Genomic DNA, 17,445 nt, shown 5'->3' on the forward strand with positions numbered 1-17,445 from the left:
ATTTTTCTGGAGTTGATCCAGACTTAAAATACATCTATCCCTTTTAGCTTCTCCCTTTTTTGCGTATCGGAGATCCCCCAATTACCGTTCCCTCAAACTCTCATCCATATGCTGTTGCAACGGACTCAAAAAGTACTCGATCACCCGTCGCTGATCGGTCTTCACTTCCGCCGTCACCGACATCCCCGGCGACAGCGCAACGCGTTGGCCGTTGATCATCAAATGGTCAGTTTTCAGACGAATGCGGCTGCTGTAGATCGGCCCGCGTTTTTCATCTTCGATGGCGTCGTTCGAGACGCTGAGCACTTCGCCGGCGACGGTGCCGTATTTGGTGAAGGTGAAGGTTTCCACTTTGACCGTGACCGGTTGGCCGGCTCGGACGAAACCGACGTCCTTGTTTTCCAGCATTGCTTCCACTTCGACCGGCTGATCAAGCGGGACGATGACCATCAACGGCTGGGCCGGTGTGACCACGCCGCCGACGGTGTGGATGGCCAATTGCTGGACGGTGCCGTCCACCGGGGCTTTGAGGCTGGTCAGGGTTTCCTGGTAGCGGGCCTTGGCCAGTTCCTGAACCAGGCTCGCGGCTTTTTGGTTGGCCTCTTGTTGCAGGTCGAGCATGGCACGGCGATTCTGCGCGACGACCCCCTCGCGCCGACGCCTCGCCTCGCCCTGGGCAGCGGTGGATTGCAACACGCTGGCTTGCTGCACACTCAACTGACGTTGCAGGTCCAGTCGGGCCTGTTCCTTTTCCAGGTATTCATGACGCGCCACGTACTGTTGCGCCAATAGCCGCTGGTAGTCCTCGGCCAGTTGCGTGGCGATCGGCACGGTTTGTCGCAGACTGGCCACCTGGGCCTGGGCAGACTGGATTTCGGCGCTGCGCTGAAGGATTTCCGCGTCTACCAACTCCAGATTGCTGCGGTACTCCTGATACTGACCTTGCAACCAGCGTTGAGCGCTGAGCACCTGCTCCGGGTTGGCGTTGGCAATAGCTCCGATCAGCGATGCCGGTGGTTTTTGCTGATTGATCGCGTCGAGCATTGCTGCACTACGGGCGCTGTCGATGCGTGCAGCCAGCAGGTCACTCTGAATCCGTCTGACGTCGGCGTCCGCTGCCGTCGGGTCGAGCTCGACCAGCAACTCGCCGACTTTCACCGCTTGACCGTCACTGACATGGATCGCTCTGACCACCGCCGTTTCGCTGGATTGAATCAGCTTGGTTTTGCCATTCGGAACGATCTTGCCCGGCGCGACCGCCACCACTTCGATCTTGCCGATGCAAGCCCACAGCAGCGCCAACACGGCGAACCCCATGATGCTCCAGACAAAAATTCTCGGTGCCGGATGCACGGGGGTGTCCTGCAACTCCAGCGCGGCGGGAAGAAACTGCGCTTCATGTGGCAGGCGCTGCACGCTGTCCATCTGTTTGCGCTGGCGCCAGGAGTCTCGCCAGGCGTGGCGGTAGCGCTGCAATAACGAAGGCGTTGCGCTCATGGGAAATCGGTCCTTGAATCCGGAATACAGTGAGTGCCGCCACGCCCGATATCAGGCGCGGTCAACAAACCAATGACGAGTGAGTGAAGGGCTGCTCAGCCCTGTTGCATACGGTGCAGACGCGAATAGTGGCCGGCCTGGTGCGCCAGCAATTCGGCATGGCTGCCCTGCTCGACGATTTGCCCGCGATCGACCACCAGAATGCGATTGGCATCGCGAACCGCCGACAATCGGTGGGCGATGATGATCACCGTGCGGCCGGCGCAGATGCTTTGCATGTTCTGCTGGATAATCCGCTCGGACTCGTAGTCCAGGGCGCTGGTGGCCTCATCGAAGATGAGAATCCGCGGGTTGCCGATCAAGGCGCGAGCGATGGCGACCCGTTGCCGCTGACCGCCGGAGAGCGAGGTGCCGTGCTCGCCGACCATGGTGTCGTAGCCCTCGGGCAGCTCCAGAATGAATTCATGAGCGCCAGCCATGGTGGCGGCATGCATCACCGCTTCGAGCGGTGCGCCCGGATCGCTCAGGGCGATGTTTTCGCGGATGCTGCGGTTGAACAGCATGTTGTCCTGCAACACCACGCCGATCTGCCGGCGCAGGGAGGAAACGTCGGCCAGTGCCAGGTCCATGCCATCGACCAGCACCCGTCCGCGCTCGGGCACGTACAGGCGCTGAAGCAGTCGCGTCAGAGTGCTTTTGCCGGAGCCGGAACGCCCCACGACACCAATGACCTCACCGGCCGCGATCTGCAGACTGACCCCGCGCAAGACTTCCGAGCCGTCGGCACGATAACGGAAATGCACCTGGTCGAACTCGATCTGCCCCCTCAGTGGCGGCAACGCACTACGAGTGGCCTGGGACAGCTCGGTGCGGGTGTTGAGAATGTCGCCCAGACGCTGCACCGAAACCCCGGTTTGCTGGAAGCTGGTCCACAACTGCGCCAGGCGCATGATCGGGCCGCTGACGCGACCGGCGAGCATGTTGAAGGCAATCAGCTCGCCCACCGACAGCTGACCGTCAATCACCAATCGAGCCCCCAGCCAGAGGGTCGCTACCGTGACCAGTTTGCCGATCAACGACACACTTTCGTTGGCGATGGTGGACAAGGTCTGGGTCTTGAAACCGGCAGCGACATAAGCCGCCATCTGGTTATCCCACTTACGGATTGCCTGGGGCTCGACAGCCATGGATTTCACCGTGTCGATGCCATTCACGGTCTCTACCAGAAACGCCTGGTTCTCGGCGCCACGGGTGAAACTGTCCTGCAACCGGGCACGCAACAGTGGCGTGATGAGCAACGAGACCAACACGTACAACGGCAACGACAGCAGCACGATCAGAGTCAGCCAACCGCTGTAGTAAAACATCACCAGGACGAACACCACGGAGAACAGTACGTCCAGCAACAAGGTGATGGCGTTGCCGGTCAGGAAGCTGCGAATGTTCTCCAGTTCGCGCACTCGGGCGACCGAATCACCGACCCGCCGCGCCTGAAAGTACGCCAGTGGCAGGTTGATCAGATGTCGGAACAATCGCGACCCCAGCTCCACGTCGATACGGCTCGCGGTATGGGAAAACACATAGCTGCGCAGACCGCTTAAAGCGGACTCGAACACCATGATGCCCAACAACCCTGCTGCAATGACATCGAGGGTGGTCAGCCCGTGATGCACCAGCACTTTGTCCATGACCACCTGGAAAAACAATGGCGTGACCAACGCAAACAGCTGCAAGGCGAAGGACACCAGCAGCACTTCGCCCAGCAACTTGCGGTATTTGACGATGGCAGGAATGAACCAGGTGAAGTCGAACCGCGAGGTTTCACCCGGCAACCCGGCCTCGGACCGCACCAGCAGCAGTTCACCGGTCCAGCGTGCCGCCAGGGCTTCGAAGGTGATGACTTCAGGACGCTCCGATCGCGGGTCCTGAATCAGCGCCTTCCCTTGGTCCAGCTTGGCAATGATGAAAAACGTGCCGTCGACATTCGCCGCAATCGCCGGTAACGGCGTACGGTCCAGACGGGGGATGGTGGTGTTGACCGATTTGGCCTTGAGTCCCAGCTTGCGTGCGGCGAGCAGCAGTTCACGTTGTGTGAACGGCTGATTCGCCGGAGCGAATTCGTGAGCCAGTTGCTCGGCGGATGCCACCACCGAATGAAACCGGGCCAGCATCACCAGACACACGAGACCGGTGTCTGCCGTGGGCGACTCGGCGCCCCTTCCTTGATCACTCATAAGCTTCCATGCGTGCCGCATAGCGGCAATAAATTCACAAATCTTTCAAGAGGTTATATCAAACCCGAAACAATTAGTATCAATACGACATCATCGTCTGAGATTTATTTCACTCAGGCGTATGAATCGATGATCAGAGTGCCTTGCGCTCCTGAGGCGGCAGAAAATCCCGATCCGCGTCGTAGTCCTTTGTCAGGTACATCGCCAAATCGGTCAGGTCTGTTGGACTCAACGTCCCCGCCGCTTGCTTGAGTTTGAGCGTATCGATGATGTAGTCGTAACGAGCGTTGTTGTATTCACGTACAGCGCTATACAGTTGGCGCTGGGCATTGAGCACATCAGCGGTATTACGCGAGCCCAGATCACGACCCACCTGATTGGCCTTGACCGAAGCCTCGCCGGAGCGAATCGTCTGTCGGCGGGCAATCACCTGCTCGATATCGGAATTGACGGCGCGGTAGAAATTGCGGGTGTTCTGCACCACTTCGCGGCGCCGGTCTTCGCGCTCGTCTTCGCTCTGGGCCAAACGTTCGGTCGCTTCGCGCACTTGCGAGCGAGTCATGCCACCGGCGTACAACGGAATGTTCAGCTCCAGGCCGATGCTGCCTTGCGCGACATTTCCTCGATAGCCGTTGCGCCCGAAGTCGGTGGGGTTGCTGTAACCGAAGCTGTCGTTTTCGCCCTTGCGCCAGGACGCCACCGCATCGACGGTCGGTGCATAGCCGGCCTTGCGCTGGCGATTGGTTTGCTCGGCAGCAATCACCGCGTAGCTGCTGGCCTGCAACGCAAGGTTCTGACGTACCGCGCGGCTAACCCATTCGTTGGCATCGTTGGGGACCGGAAGCTCCACGGGCAGTTGATGTTGAATGCCCTCGATTGCCGAATACTGCTGGCGCGTCAAACGAGACAGCGCCTCAAACGCATCATCGACCTTGCGCTCGGCGAGCTTTCGATTGGCGCCGGCATTGTCATAAGCGGCCTGGGCGTCGAGCACATCGGTGATGCTCGATGCCCCATTCTCCAGACGCGCCTGGGCCTGTTGCTGTTGGCGCTTGAGCGCCGCTTCCTCGGCTTTGGAGGCTGCCAATAAATCCAGTGCACGCAAGGTTTCGAAGTAGGCCTGGGCCGTTGTCAGCACCAGCCCCTGTTCTTTGGCACTCAATTCAAGTTCGGCCTGTGCGGTACTGGCATGAGCGGCTTCGAGCTGAAACCAGCGATCAGCACGAAACAGTGGCTGGTTGAGATTGGCCTGAAATACCGTGGTGCTGCGGGTGCGGGTCAGTCCGGGCTCATCACGTTGCAGGCGCACCGACTCCACCGTGCTCCCCGCATTGAGCGTGGGCAGTAACCCGGCCCGGGCTTGCGGAACACTTTCGCGTTGAGCCTGGTAATCATGGCGCGCCGCAGAAAGCTGAGCATCGTGCTCGACCGCCTGACGGTAAACCCCCAACAAATCGGCGCGATCGGGACTTGCATCGGCAATAACCGGGATCGTCACTATCGTAAGAATGAGCAGCGGTGTAAAAAAGCGGGTGGGGTGAGTCATAACAATCCATGTCGCGTTCTGGTAAAACGATTCAGCCATGCTGATCAGGGCGAGCATCCTACGCCGAGCCCAAGGCAGCAACAAGACCGAACTGTAGCCAATAGCCATCATCTCGAAAAAGCCCTGCTCGCACGCCTTGACCTCACGGCAGTGGCGATAACACCCTTATCCGCATCACCCAAAACATCCTTGGCAACCTGTTCTCTCACGCTCGCGACATCCCGGAAAAATACCGCTTCGACGGGGAGACCGAGCAACGCGAATACCTCGTCGACGGTGAACTGAAAACCTGGAACGGCCCCCTCGCCGTGGTCCGCAGCCCGGTCTACATGGCCGGCAAAAATGGGACGAACAAGTGATTCTCGGGATGGAAACAGACCCGGCCCGAGCGGTTCATTTATTTCGAAAGTTCCATATGTTTTTATCAGTAAATCTGAAAATCTACGGTGCTGATCCTTCAATAAAAATGCGTAACACATTGATTTTATTAATAACAAATAATCATCTTTTTTGAAGCCCTATAAGGAGCCAACCCGTTAAGGAACAACACGGACCGTAGCAGCTGGCGAAGCCTGCGTTCGGCTGCACAGCAGTCGTGAAATCAGGCGACGCGGTTTTCAGGAAGACCTCGCGCTCCGGTTTCACGACTGCTGTGCAGCCGAACGCAGGCTTCGCCAGCTGCTACAGATCGTTTTACGGCTTAACCTATCGGCACTACCTGTTTTCCTGCACTGAAACCTGCCCCTGCAATCGTCGTCCGACCACATCCATCAAATCACAGCCATCGCGCAGTGACGTCACCAACACCCGCGCCAGCTCACTGTGGACACCCTCCCCAAACGCAATGCTCTCCAGCAGTTGCGTTGCGGTACGAATGCGGTAGGCCGCGGTTTCATGCAACACGTCCAGTGGTGCTTCGGTGTCGATCAGCAATGATGGGATGTTGCAGTCGATGCCAGTGATAGGCATGTATCGATCCATGATGAAAAACCTCCATTGGGTAAAGGCACACGATTATTCAGCGTTGGCAGTTGGACGACCTTCAGACGATCCCCGGGGCGGCTCCAGGTTGTCCAGCGCTCGATTGACCAGCAATTCGCCCAGCGCGGACAGTTGCTGAATACCCACAATGACATGGCGTCGAGGGCCTTCCAGTTCACGGGCGAGATCGGTGGCCATGACACTGAGGGAGGCGAGGGTTTCAGAGGCGTGACAGAGCAGGGATTCCGTGTCGACATCCGGAACGACGGCGAAGAAATAGTTGGCGGATTTGGGAAGTGTGTGATTGCGCAGGGGCACGCTGACGAGTTGTTCGGTGACTTTGGCGGGACTGGATGAATCGACGGTGTCGTCGGCCGGAAGGCCTGACGGTTCGATTGCGATTGAGGTGATCTTTTTCATGCCGGAGCTCCTTGCAAGGGTAAGAAAGCGCCCGTCTCTTGCCCTCAACCAGGATTGGGTGACGGCTATACACGGCGGACCGGTAGATTTATTACCAGAAAATTCCATTTAATTAATCAAATAAATGAACATCTGTGTAATTAAATGATTCTCGCCAGATTAATATTTTCTGGCTCTTCCTAGTTACTGTAAGAAACTTCTACATCCTAAGTAGGCAGCGTCTTACATGCAATGTCAGAACTCACTCGCAGCAATAGAAAATATTCCACAGCTGTTTAACCCGCGTGAAAAATTATCTTTTTTGTCCAAGGACTAGGCGTGTAGGATGCTGCACTCCAAGCGAATCACCTTCCTACGTGTGATCTATTGCTACGACAAGCAAATGGTAAATATTTAATGCACAAGAAAGACAGAACGGAAAAGTTAAAAAACAACATCAAGTATCTGATAAAGAGCCGTGGAGAAACTCGGCTTTCCTTGTGCAATGCTAGCGGATTGACCAGAACGACCATCTATAACATTTTGGAAGGAAGGGTTGTCCATGTACAACAATCTACGATTCGAAAAATATCGGATTTTTTTGGTGTGTCTTATAAAGAGATAGAGACACTAGATTTTGAAGAGAAAGAAACAATAGAGAGTAGTGTCTCACCACAAGGGAATATGAATCCTGCTGCAGTCCCGGTCATTAGAGAGTGCTTGTTGATTGAGAGCCTGGACAAAAGAATTGGCGAGTTGGCCATCACGCATCCGCTGACATATTACTTCGGCACGGCCTGCAACTTAATAGGCGTGCTTCTGGAGAATGAAATTAGTGGAATGAATGAACCTGGAGATATTTTGATAGTCAAGAAGGGTCCGTCAAGTGGCGATGGAGAAAAATTGGCGTACGATAAAACAACAAAAAAACTGCGTATTACCATTGACGGTTTTGACACTGACACTAGCTACATTATTGGAGAAGTGATCGAGGAAAGATTTAATGGTAATTAACAATGAGGCGGAAAATAGCAAATACAAATTATTGGGTTTTGAGAAAAATAAAAACCTGGTCGTCATTATGGTGATCTCCACAGGAAAAGTTATAAAAATAAAGATAGGCGAGGTATTAAAAAGCGAAATAATAGACAACCTAAGCAAGCTGGAAATCAAGGACATATACCGCAAATATTACTCTGGCGGAACCGCGCCAACCACCTACGAAATGAATGACCGCAATGAACGGTCGTGGATGACTTACGTTGCCCTCAACCTGCTTCTTTTCGCACTTTACATCTTCACAAATGTTGCCTCGACGAAACTGATATACATAAAACTATTTGACATTGTTGTTACCCCGGGTGTTTTTCTATACCCACTAACCTTTTTAGTTGTTGACATTCTGAATGAATCTTACGGACTCAGACTCGCGAGACGGGCCATATTATTCGCTTTTGCAAGCAATGCATTTATTATCATTTTGCTGAGCACCACCAGCTATCTTCCAGGCTTAACTGGTTGGAAACTCGACGAACCCTACAGAGAGGTGATTACACATGTAACATCTGCATTAGCAGCATCCTGCATTTCGTTCCTTTTTTCTGAATACGTCAACTCTTATCTTCTATGCAAAATAAAAAAACTTACAAACTCAAGATTTTTATTCTTGCGAGTATTGTTCAGCACTTTTTTTGCCGTAATAATAGACAGCTTCATCTTTTGCTTTATTGCGTTTTATGGAACCATGCAAAACAGCGACATCCTTAATATAGTTTATGTACAAATAGCCATAAAAATGTGCTTCGCTGTTTTTAATATTCTGCCGGCCTATGGGGCAAGATCATTATTTAAAAGATACATATCTGAAGCCAAAACCGCATAAGACCTAGGGGAGTGTGAGTTATCTGCTAATCGACCCTCCCCCGTCGTGCATTGCTCCCTATAGTTCTAATTTAATTTTTAGACTATGAATAACCTCTGCTCTATTTTCCAAAAACTCACTCAGTCCTTTTGCACGAAGAGCACACGCATCACAGTCGCCGCACCCGCTTCCCATTATCCCGTTGTAGCAAGTCAATGTATGGTAACGAATCAAATCCAGCTGCTTATGGTAATCAGCCAAGGCCCAAGTCTCTGCCTTATTCAGCCGCATAAGCGGCGTCTCGAGTCGTATCTTATAGTCCATGCCCAAGTGGATGGCGCTGTTCAACACCTTAACAAACTCATCGCCACAATCCGGGTAGCCAGAGCTCTCTGTTTCACACACACCTGTGATGACAGCCTCAGCCCCCACTTGATAGGCATAAATAGAAGCCAACGTTAAAAACAGAATATTCCTGCCAGGCACGAACGTATCAGGCACGCCGTTCCCCGTACTCCTTGCAATTGGAATGTGGTCGCGCGTCAAGCTGCTAATGGCCAGTTCGCTCAACAATGAAGTGTCTAATACTTTGTGCACCTTCACGCCAAGCTGTTTCGAAAGCTGTTGCGCCACTTCGATTTCCGCACGATGACGCTGGCCATAATCAAACGTGATGCAATGAATTTCATCGTACATCGGCAATGCATGGATCAAGCAGGTGGTTGAGTCTTGTCCGCCGCTGAAAACGATAACGGCCTTTCTGGTCATGGTTCGTTCTTCCTTGGGGTGTCTCGGCAGGGTGCCGGGGCCGTTGACCCTACCGGGAAGCTCAAACTCTGGGTGTGGGAGGTTTCCGAAATGACCGTCTCCGATTTCCGTTTGTGTCATTTCTATGCTGGATTCCCGAGGGATTTTCCAACCAGTCATCACTGACCGGCGGCCCCCTGAAAGGAATGGCTTCGGTCCCGCCGAACACTCGGCGGGCACCGCTTGATGGAAAAGACTACTTGCCTTCGCTTTCGGTAATGAAGCCGATGATGCTGACGCCCCCTCGCATGATGTCTTCGGCGATGGCCTTGCGCGCCTTGGCCGGTTTTTTCTCGCGCAGGGCTTCGATCAGCACCAAATGCTCGTCGGCACCGATGTAGGTGTTGTGCCCCTTGGTGTAGAACAGATTGAGGATCGGCCCCATGGACACCCAAAGTCCTTCGATTTGCGCAGTCAGCATGTCCATGGCTGCCAACCGGTAGACCGTGAAGTGGAATTCGCGGTTGAAGTGCATCGCTTGTGGGCCATCATTGGCCTGGTCGGCTTGTTGAAAACTGGCATGCAGCTCTTCCAGCCGCGTCAGGTCCTCGGGCGTCACGTTGCGCGTGGCGAGTTCCGCAGCCAGGCCTTCCAGTGCGATACGGATGGTGCGCACTTCCAGATAACGGCTCATGGTCAGTTCCGGGACCATGGCAAAACGGCCTGAACGCAACTCAAGGCCACGTTCGCTGACCAGCCTCAGGCAGGCTTCGCGGACAGGGGTGACGCTGGTGCCGAGCTTGTCGGCCAGGTCTTGCATGACCAGCCGCTCGCCGGGCTTGAAGTTGCCGGCGATCAACCCTTCGCGGATGGCGTAGTAGGCGCGGGCGGACAGGTTGCCTTGTTCCAGCGGTTGAATCTGCACGGTCGAACTCCTGGGTAATGCTCTTTATTGCGCAACCTGTCGGGGTTGCGCCAAGAATCTGAAATACATTGTCTTATATCCTATAAGTAACACTCAACCTTGCATTACAGCGGTTCGGGAATCAGTTGCAGAAAGAGCGGCACTGCGCGTGCCGCTCTCTATTGGCCTGCCTAGCGAATCAACACCTTGAGGGTGTGTTCGATGACGTCGAGGCTTTCATCGAGAATCTTCGTGGTATGCAAGGTCGACAAGTACAGGCGCTTGAGGGGCAATGGCTGAAAAATCATCCGCTGCTCGATCAAGCGCTTGCGAAACGCCAGGTCCAGTGCATCGTCGTTGCGCAACAAATCGCGGTACTGACTGTAGGGTCCCTCGAAGAAGTACATCAGCCAGACCGACCCATATCCGGCACTTTGAGCGGGAATGCCCAGCCGCTGAATGATGCCGTCGAGCTGCCCGCGCAAGTAATCGCCCATGGCAAACAGACGCTCGTAGACCCCTTCACGAGAAAGCCCCTCGATGGTCGCCAGCACCGCGGCCAGCGTCGACGGCGTACCATTGAACGTTCCGCCCATGAACACACCACGGTCACCCGACTGCCCTACCCGCTCCAACAGATCCCGGCGACCGGCGACCAGGCCCACGGGATAACCCGATGAAGCTGCCTTGCCGAAAGTCGCCAGGTCCGGTGTCACGCCGACGATGGACTGGTAGCCACCCAGCGCATGACGAAACCCGGTGATGACCTCGTCGAAAATCAGAATCACGCCGTGCTCGAGGGTCAATTGCCGAAGCGCCCGCAGAAATTCCGTCGATGCCGCCACCGAGCCCATGTTGTGGGCAATCGGCTCGACGATGATTGCCGCGACCAGCCCCGGATTGGCTTTGAGGTAACGTTCCACCGCCTCGGCATCGTTATACGGCAGGATGATCGTGTACTGCGCCGCATCCAGCAGGATACCGTCGGACATCGGGTCGAAGCTGTCCATGCGCTCACGGGATGTCTGGCCGTTCATCGCCACATAGTCGTGCCAGCCGTGATATCCGCCCTGGAACTTGATGATCCGTTTGGCGCCGGTAACGGCCCGTGCCAGGCGCAAGGCGTGGTAAGTCGCTTCAGAGCCACTGTTGCAAAACGCGACCTGCTCGGCACAGGGAATGCACTCGACCAGGGCTTCCGCCGTCTCGACTTCCAGATCGGTAATGCCGGCACCGATCAGATCAAGGCGTTCGCTGACCTGCGCCACGCGTTGACGAATCGCCTGGTTGCCGTGCCCGAGTACATGCGCCCCGAAACCGCAGTGGAAATCGGTATGACGCTCGCCATTGGCGTCGTACAGATACGGGCCTTCTGCGCGGACAAACGCGTAAGGCTGCCCGAGCTTGCGGCTCGGACTCAGATGGCCCCCCGGCAATACCTGCCGGGCCCGTTCATGCAAGGATTGATTGGCATCAAGCAGCATGATCGACTCCTTGGGCAAGCGCCTCGCGGGCAACGGTTTCGATCCCGACGGCGTCCAGGCGGTAATGGCGATAGAGATGGGTTGGCGGTGCTATCAGGCTGTATTCATCTTCGATCCCGTGACGCCGCAGACGCGTCCCCTGCCCCGTATCGGCCAGCACTTCCGCTACCGCACCGCCCAGGCCTCCCAGCACGTTGTGTTCTTCAACGGTCATCAACAACCCGCTTTCACCCGCCGCACGTAATACCGCATCACGATCCAGCGGCTTGATAGTGTGCATATCGATCACACCCACCGATAAACCGCTGGCGCGCAAGGCCTGTGCGGCTTCCAGCGTGGGGTGAAGCATGCTGCCGGTCGCGATCAGCGTCAGGTCGCTGCCCCGCTCATGAACGATGGCTTTGCCAAATTCGAACACCACGTCATCGGGGTAAACGTTGGGTTCCTGGCCGCGGCCGATACGGAAATAAATCGGTTGTGGATGATCGATCGAGGCACGGATCGCCGCCGCCAGCTGTGGGCCATCGGCCGGCGCAACGACAGTCAGATCGGCGATGCTGCGGGTGATTGCCAGGTCTTCGGTGGCGTGATGCGAGGTGCCATAGAAGCCAAGGCTGATACCCGAATGGTGCCCGATCAACCGCACCGGCAGCGCGCTATAGGCCACGTCCATGCGAATTTGCTCACAGCAGAGCAAGGCCAGGAATGAAGCGAATGTCGCCACAAACGGCATGCTCCCGGTGGTGGCAATGCCCGCCGCCGCGGTGACCATGTTTTGCTCGGAGATACCGAACTGGATAAACAGTTCGGGGTAGCGCTGAGCGAAGCGACTCAAGCCATTGGAGTACTGCAGGTCGGCGGTGCCGACGGCGATCTTGTGACCGGCCTCGACCAGGTCGATCAACGCATCGGACAAGTAGCTCAGGCCCGGGGCGCGAGCGTTGATTTGCCGGTATTGCCAGGTATCGGCGCTGACGGGCGAGCTCATCGCACACCTCCTTTGGATTTGATTTCTTCGATAGCGAGCAATTCGTCTTCCTCGGCCAACCAGCCAAGGTGCCAGCCGGGCTCGGTTTCCATGTACTCGACGCCCTTGCCCTTGACGGTCAAGGCGATCACGCAGACTGGTTTTTCGCGTTGCGTATCGGCTTTTAGCTGGCGCAGCAGGCGCGCCACCGCCGCAACGTCATGACCGTCGACTTCATGCACGTCCCAGCCGAAAGCGCGCCATTTGTCGCCCAGTGGCTCGATGCCAATGATGTCGTCGACCTTGCCGTCGAGCTGGTAACCGTTTCGATCGATGATCGCGATCAGGTTCGAGGTCTTGTAATGCGCGGCTGCCATTGCCGCTTCCCACACCTGGCCTTCATGCATTTCGCCGTCGCCCAGCAGCACATACACATCGAACGGGTTGTTCTGCAGACGTCCGCCCAGTGCCATGCCCAGGCCGCCGGACAACGCATGACCAATGGAACCGGAACTGAAATCCACTCCCGCGACCTTGCGCATGTCCGGGTGATCGCCCAATGGATTACCCAGGCGGGTGTAACCGTCGAGCAGCGCCTTGTCGAAAAAGCCCCAGTCCGCCAGTAACGGATACAGCCCGACTGCAGCATGTCCCTTGCCCATCAAGAAGCGATCACGACCTGGCCATTTTGGCTCTCCGTGGCGCAAGCGCATGACGTCGTAATACAGCGCCGAGAAAATTTCCGCGCACGAAAATACGGAGGTGTAGTGCCCCACCTTGGCGATGGAAATCAGGCGCACGGTTTCCAGACGAACAAACAAGGCGCGCTCTTTGAGGTGGGCGATGTGCTCGGCACTCAGGTCCTCGACCAGAACGGGAATGGGGGGTGGGGCGGCAATCGACATGGCTGCATTTCCTGAATGATTGTTAGAGAGGCGACCGCTCTCGCGGCCTCCTTCTTACAACTTATAAGATATATATTGCAACGACAAGCCATTGGCGTTATTTTTTCCAACAGGCAGAAATGACCCGGCCAGACTAGGCCAAATTTTCTGATCTTATAAGTTATATGGATTTCAGCTCTCGGAGATGCCACTCGTGTCGCACGAAAACACCCCCGCAGCCAGCGTTCTGGCCCAGGCAGATCAGCGCTTTCACCTGCACTCGCAGACCAATCTGCGGCGCCATCAACAACAGGGCCCGATGGTCATCGAACGCGGAGATGGCATCCACGTCATCGACGAACACGGACAGAGATACATTGAAGGAATGTCTGGCCTGTGGTGCGCCAGCCTGGGATTTTCCAATCGTCGACTGGCCGAAGCCGCACAACGCCAGTTCGATGTCCTGCCCTACTACCACACCTTCAATCATCGGGTTCCATCGGTGACGGTACGCCTGGCCGAACGCATCGCAGCCCTAGCGCCCCTACCGGATGCGAAAGTGTTTTTTGCCTGCTCGGGCTCGGAAGCCAACGACTCGATGATCAAAATGTCCTGGGCCTGGCACCGGGCTCGAGGCAATACACACAAGCGCAAAATCATCGCCCACCAGAAAGGTTTTCATGGCTCCACGGTCATGGGGGCGACGCTGTCCGGATTGCCCAACATGCATGCCGCGTTCGGCTTGCCACTGGACCAAGTGATTCATGTCGAGTGCCCTCATTACTACCGAAATGGCTTGCCCGGCGAGACGGAGGCCGCCTTCTGCGAACGCCTGGTCGCCGACTTGCAACAGCGCATTGAGGCTGAAGGGGCAGACACCATCGCCGCCTTCATCAGTGAACCGATCATGGGTGCCGGCGGCGTGATCGTCCCGCCGCCCGGCTACTTTTCCGCGGTACAGGCGCTGCTGGCGCGGCACGACATTCTGATGCTGGCCGACGAGATCATTTGTGGTTTTGGGCGCACCGGTCAGTGGTTCGGCCATCAGACGATGGGCTTTGCACCCGACATGATGGCGTGTGCCAAAAGCCTTTCAGCGGGCTATCAGCCGATTTCCTGCACCGTGGTCAGCGGGACGGTTTACCAGGTGCTCGAAGAACAGAGCCAGCAACTGAACGGCTTCGGGCATGGCTTCACCTACTCTGGGCACCCGGTGGCCGCCGCCGTCGCCCTCGAAACGCTTTCCATCTACCAGGAACTGGACATCCCGGCCCGTACCCGCCAGTTGGGCGAGGTTCTGCACAGTGAACTTGCGTCTCTGCTCGACCATCCCCTGGTCGGTGAAATCCGCGGTATCGGTCTGGTTGCGGGGCTGGAACTGGTGGCCGACAAGGCGTCGCGACGCTCATTTACCGCGCCGGTGGCGATTGGGGCGCAGGTCGAACTGGCCGCCCGCAAGCACGGCCTGATCGTGCGCAACATGGGCGATTCGATCGCCCTGGCGCCGCCTTTCATCATTGAACCGGAGCAAATCCACGAAATGGTCGGCCGCCTGACGGACGCGCTGAACGACGTCAATCTCGCCACGGGACACTGCTCATGAATAGCCTCGCCCATTCCCACGACGCCTCCGGCGCCTTGATCGACCTCACTCATGTGCAAAAGAGTTACGACGGCAAGACGCTGATCATCAAGGATTTGAACCTCTCCATCGCGCAAGGCGAATTCCTGACCCTACTCGGTGCGTCCGGGTCGGGCAAGACCACCACGCTGATGATGCTCGCCGGCTTCGAAACCCCGACCCGTGGCGAAATCCGCATGGCGGGCAAACCGATTCAGAACGTCCCGGCGCACCGACGCGGCATGGGCATGGTGTTCCAGAACTACGCGCTGTTTCCGCACATGACCGTGGCCGAGAACCTGGCCTACCCGTTGAAGATGCGCGGGCTCAATCGCCTCGATGTGCAGCACAAGGTCAAGCGCGCCATCGAGATGGTCCAGTTGCATGACATGCAGCAGCGGCGCCCCACGGAGTTGTCCGGTGGCCAGCAGCAACGCGTCGCCCTTGCCCGCGCCATGGTGTTCGAACCGCAGGTCATCCTGATGGACGAGCCACTTGGCGCCCTCGACAAGAACCTGCGCGAGCACATGCAGTACGAGATCAAGCAGTTGCATCGAAGACTGGGTGTCACGGTGGTGTACGTGACCCACGATCAGGGCGAAGCCTTGACCATGTCCGACCGGGTGGCCGTGTTTCATCAAGGTGATATCGCCCAGATCGGTGATCCGGTTTCACTGTACGAACACCCTGAAAACGCTTACGTGGCCACGTTTATCGGCGAAAACAATGTGCTGCGCGGCCATCTCGTTGCTCGCCACGGGCATGAACTGGAGGTGGCGCTGGAGGCTGGCTTCGGGGCCCGTGGCATGGGCGTTACGGTGCCAATCGGCGCCTCGAAAAAAGTCGAGTTGCTGATCCGTCCGGAAAACATCCGGCTGTGCCCAATCAATCAGAACAGCTATCAGGCCACCCTCGCCGACCGCGTCTACCTGGGCGACCACCTGCGCATTCACTTGAAACTGGGTAACGGCGACACGCTGATTGTGAAAACCGCCAACGACGAGGCCATCAAGGGCCTCAACAACGGTCAGCACATCGGCTTTACCTGGCGACCCGAAGACGCGCGGGTTTTCCCGCTGGGTTGAGACCCGCCCCTGTAACCACCGAAACACCCACACCCACAACAATAAGAAGGTCATCACCATGCAAAGCTTCGATCACTCGACCTGAGTCGCTTTCCTGCCGCTACACCCGCCAATCCTTATTCGCTATTCCCTCAGCAGGAGAGATGCACCATGCACTCACATTCAACACGCTTGGCCCTTGTACTCGCGCTCGCGCTGACCGGCCCCCTCGCCCAGGCCCGCGACCTGACGGTGGTCGGTTTCGGTGGCGCCACGCAGGAAGCCTTCGACAAGGCCTGGTTCAAACCGTTTGCCGCCCAAAGCGCCAAACCAATCGTTCAAGACAGCTACGGCGGCGGTCTGGCCAAACAGAAAGCGATGGTCGAGTCGGGCAATCCGACATGGGACCTGGTGCAGATGGACCAGAACGAAATGGAGCTGGCCTGCGAACAGGGCCTGCTCGAAGACCTCGACCACAAACAATTGAAGAATGCGGCCGAGGTCAATCCCGAGGCCTTTTCCGAGTGTGGTGTGGGCGCCTTCGTCTGGTCCGAAGTGATGACCTACGACCCGAAAAAATTCGGTGCCGACGGCCCGAAAAGCTGGGCTGATTTCTGGAACGTGCAGAAATGGCCAGGTAAACGCGGCTTGCGCAAACAAGCCCGCATGACCCTGGAAATTGCCCTGATGGCCGACGGCGTCGCACCGGCCGATGTCTACAAATTACTGGCGACCCCGGCAGGACAGAACCGTGCATTTGCCAAACTGGACGAAATCAAACCCTACATCCAATGGTGGGAAACCGGCGCTCAGCCGCTGGAATGGCTGGCCGCCGGCAATATCGCCGTAAGTGCCGCCTACAACGGCCGGATCGCCATCGCCAATCAACAGGGCAACCATTTCCCGCTGATCTGGCAGCAACAGCTGTACAGCATGGACTACTGGACCATCATCAAGAACACGCCCAACAAAGCGGCCAGTTATCAGCTCCTCGACTACATCCTCGGTGCCAAGGCCCAAAGTGATTTCGCCCACGCGATTCCCTACGGCATCGTCAACAGCAAGGCCATCGCGGCCATGGATGAGAAGACAGCCAGCGCATTGCCCAACGCGCCGGCCAACATGAAAGATGCCCTGCTGCTCGATACGCCGTTCTGGGTCAACTACGAGGAAGACCTGATGAACCGGTTTACCCGCTGGGTCGCCCAGTAAACAGGCCTCAAGACCGCGTCGCCGATGACGACGGCGCGGTTCGA

The 17,445-nt window shown here is 56.7% G+C and carries 15 protein-coding genes and 1 pseudogene; 6 read left to right on the forward strand and 10 right to left on the reverse strand.

The window, feature by feature from the left end:
* Positions 1-81 precede the first annotated feature (81 nt).
* From QFW87_RS20260 to QFW87_RS20270, 3 genes are all read right to left on the reverse strand, one after another.
* Positions 82-1,497, reverse strand: a complete 1,416-nt coding sequence (locus QFW87_RS20260; RefSeq protein WP_283188689.1) for an HlyD family type I secretion periplasmic adaptor subunit — start codon at positions 1,495-1,497, stop codon at positions 82-84.
* Positions 1,498-1,592: 95 nt separating this feature from the next.
* Entirely contained in the window at positions 1,593-3,731 is a 2,139-nt protein-coding gene (locus QFW87_RS20265; RefSeq protein WP_283188690.1) for a type I secretion system permease/ATPase, read from the reverse strand.
* 133 nt (positions 3,732-3,864) lie between these two features.
* A complete protein-coding gene (locus QFW87_RS20270) occupies positions 3,865-5,277 on the reverse strand; it encodes a TolC family outer membrane protein (RefSeq protein ID WP_283188691.1) in 1,413 nt (470 codons plus the stop codon).
* Positions 5,278-5,450: 173 nt separating this feature from the next.
* Between QFW87_RS20270 and QFW87_RS20275 the strand changes: the two are divergent.
* A pseudogene (locus tag QFW87_RS20275) lies at positions 5,451-5,644 on the forward strand (NADP-dependent glyceraldehyde-3-phosphate dehydrogenase); the annotation flags it as partial.
* A gap of 347 nt (positions 5,645-5,991) precedes the next feature.
* Here QFW87_RS20275 and QFW87_RS20280 read toward each other — a convergent pair.
* The gene (locus QFW87_RS20280) at positions 5,992-6,258 is read right to left on the reverse strand and encodes a hypothetical protein (RefSeq protein ID WP_283188692.1); all 267 of its coding nucleotides are present in this window, start codon (positions 6,256-6,258) and stop codon (positions 5,992-5,994) included.
* Positions 6,259-6,291: 33 nt separating this feature from the next.
* Positions 6,292-6,678, reverse strand: coding sequence for a DUF6124 family protein (locus QFW87_RS20285; RefSeq protein ID WP_283188693.1), 387 nt, complete (start codon positions 6,676-6,678; stop codon positions 6,292-6,294).
* Positions 6,679-7,074: 396 nt separating this feature from the next.
* Here QFW87_RS20285 and QFW87_RS20290 point away from each other — a divergent pair, with 396 nt between their 5' ends.
* Positions 7,075-7,671 (forward strand): helix-turn-helix transcriptional regulator, encoded by a 597-nt coding sequence (locus QFW87_RS20290; RefSeq protein WP_283188694.1) that lies wholly within the window; start codon positions 7,075-7,077, stop codon positions 7,669-7,671.
* On the forward strand, positions 7,661-8,539 hold the full coding sequence (locus QFW87_RS20295; RefSeq protein ID WP_283188695.1) for a queuosine precursor transporter: 879 nt from the start codon (positions 7,661-7,663) through the stop codon (positions 8,537-8,539). Before QFW87_RS20290 ends, QFW87_RS20295 begins: the two co-directional genes overlap by 11 nt.
* A 57-nt stretch (positions 8,540-8,596) precedes the next feature.
* Here the strand turns inward: QFW87_RS20295 and queC are convergent, their stop codons facing one another.
* The 5 genes from queC to QFW87_RS20320 form a co-directional block, all read right to left on the reverse strand.
* On the reverse strand, positions 8,597-9,286 hold the full coding sequence (queC, locus tag QFW87_RS20300; RefSeq protein ID WP_283188696.1) for a 7-cyano-7-deazaguanine synthase QueC: 690 nt from the start codon (positions 9,284-9,286) through the stop codon (positions 8,597-8,599).
* A gap of 235 nt (positions 9,287-9,521) precedes the next feature.
* On the reverse strand, positions 9,522-10,190 hold the full coding sequence (locus QFW87_RS20305; RefSeq protein ID WP_283188697.1) for a GntR family transcriptional regulator: 669 nt from the start codon (positions 10,188-10,190) through the stop codon (positions 9,522-9,524).
* 170 nt (positions 10,191-10,360) lie between these two features.
* Positions 10,361-11,653, reverse strand: a complete 1,293-nt coding sequence (locus tag QFW87_RS20310; RefSeq protein ID WP_283188698.1) for an aspartate aminotransferase family protein — start codon at positions 11,651-11,653, stop codon at positions 10,361-10,363.
* On the reverse strand, positions 11,643-12,641 hold the full coding sequence (locus QFW87_RS20315; protein WP_283188699.1) for a transketolase C-terminal domain-containing protein: 999 nt from the start codon (positions 12,639-12,641) through the stop codon (positions 11,643-11,645). Before QFW87_RS20315 ends, QFW87_RS20310 begins: the two co-directional genes overlap by 11 nt.
* Positions 12,638-13,525 carry a transketolase gene (locus QFW87_RS20320; RefSeq protein ID WP_283188700.1) on the reverse strand — a complete coding sequence of 296 codons (888 nt, stop codon included), beginning with the start codon at positions 13,523-13,525 and terminating at the stop codon, positions 12,638-12,640. Before QFW87_RS20320 ends, QFW87_RS20315 begins: the two co-directional genes overlap by 4 nt.
* A 184-nt stretch (positions 13,526-13,709) precedes the next feature.
* Here QFW87_RS20320 and QFW87_RS20325 point away from each other — a divergent pair, with 184 nt between their 5' ends.
* The 3 genes from QFW87_RS20325 (at position 13,710) to QFW87_RS20335 (ending at position 17,401) form a co-directional block, all read left to right on the forward strand.
* Entirely contained in the window at positions 13,710-15,107 is a 1,398-nt protein-coding gene (locus tag QFW87_RS20325; RefSeq protein WP_283188701.1) for an aminotransferase, read from the forward strand.
* Positions 15,104-16,210, forward strand: coding sequence for an ABC transporter ATP-binding protein (locus QFW87_RS20330; RefSeq protein WP_283188702.1), 1,107 nt, complete (start codon positions 15,104-15,106; stop codon positions 16,208-16,210). The genes QFW87_RS20325 and QFW87_RS20330 overlap by 4 nt, the downstream gene beginning before the upstream one ends.
* A gap of 150 nt (positions 16,211-16,360) precedes the next feature.
* Positions 16,361-17,401 (forward strand): ABC transporter substrate-binding protein, encoded by a 1,041-nt coding sequence (locus tag QFW87_RS20335; protein WP_283188703.1) that lies wholly within the window; start codon positions 16,361-16,363, stop codon positions 17,399-17,401.
* Positions 17,402-17,445: the final 44 nt, after the last annotated feature.

Origin of the sequence: Pseudomonas sp. PMCC200344, assembly GCF_030053095.1 — a bacterium.
GTDB lineage: Bacteria > Pseudomonadota > Gammaproteobacteria > Pseudomonadales > Pseudomonadaceae > Aquipseudomonas > Aquipseudomonas svalbardensis.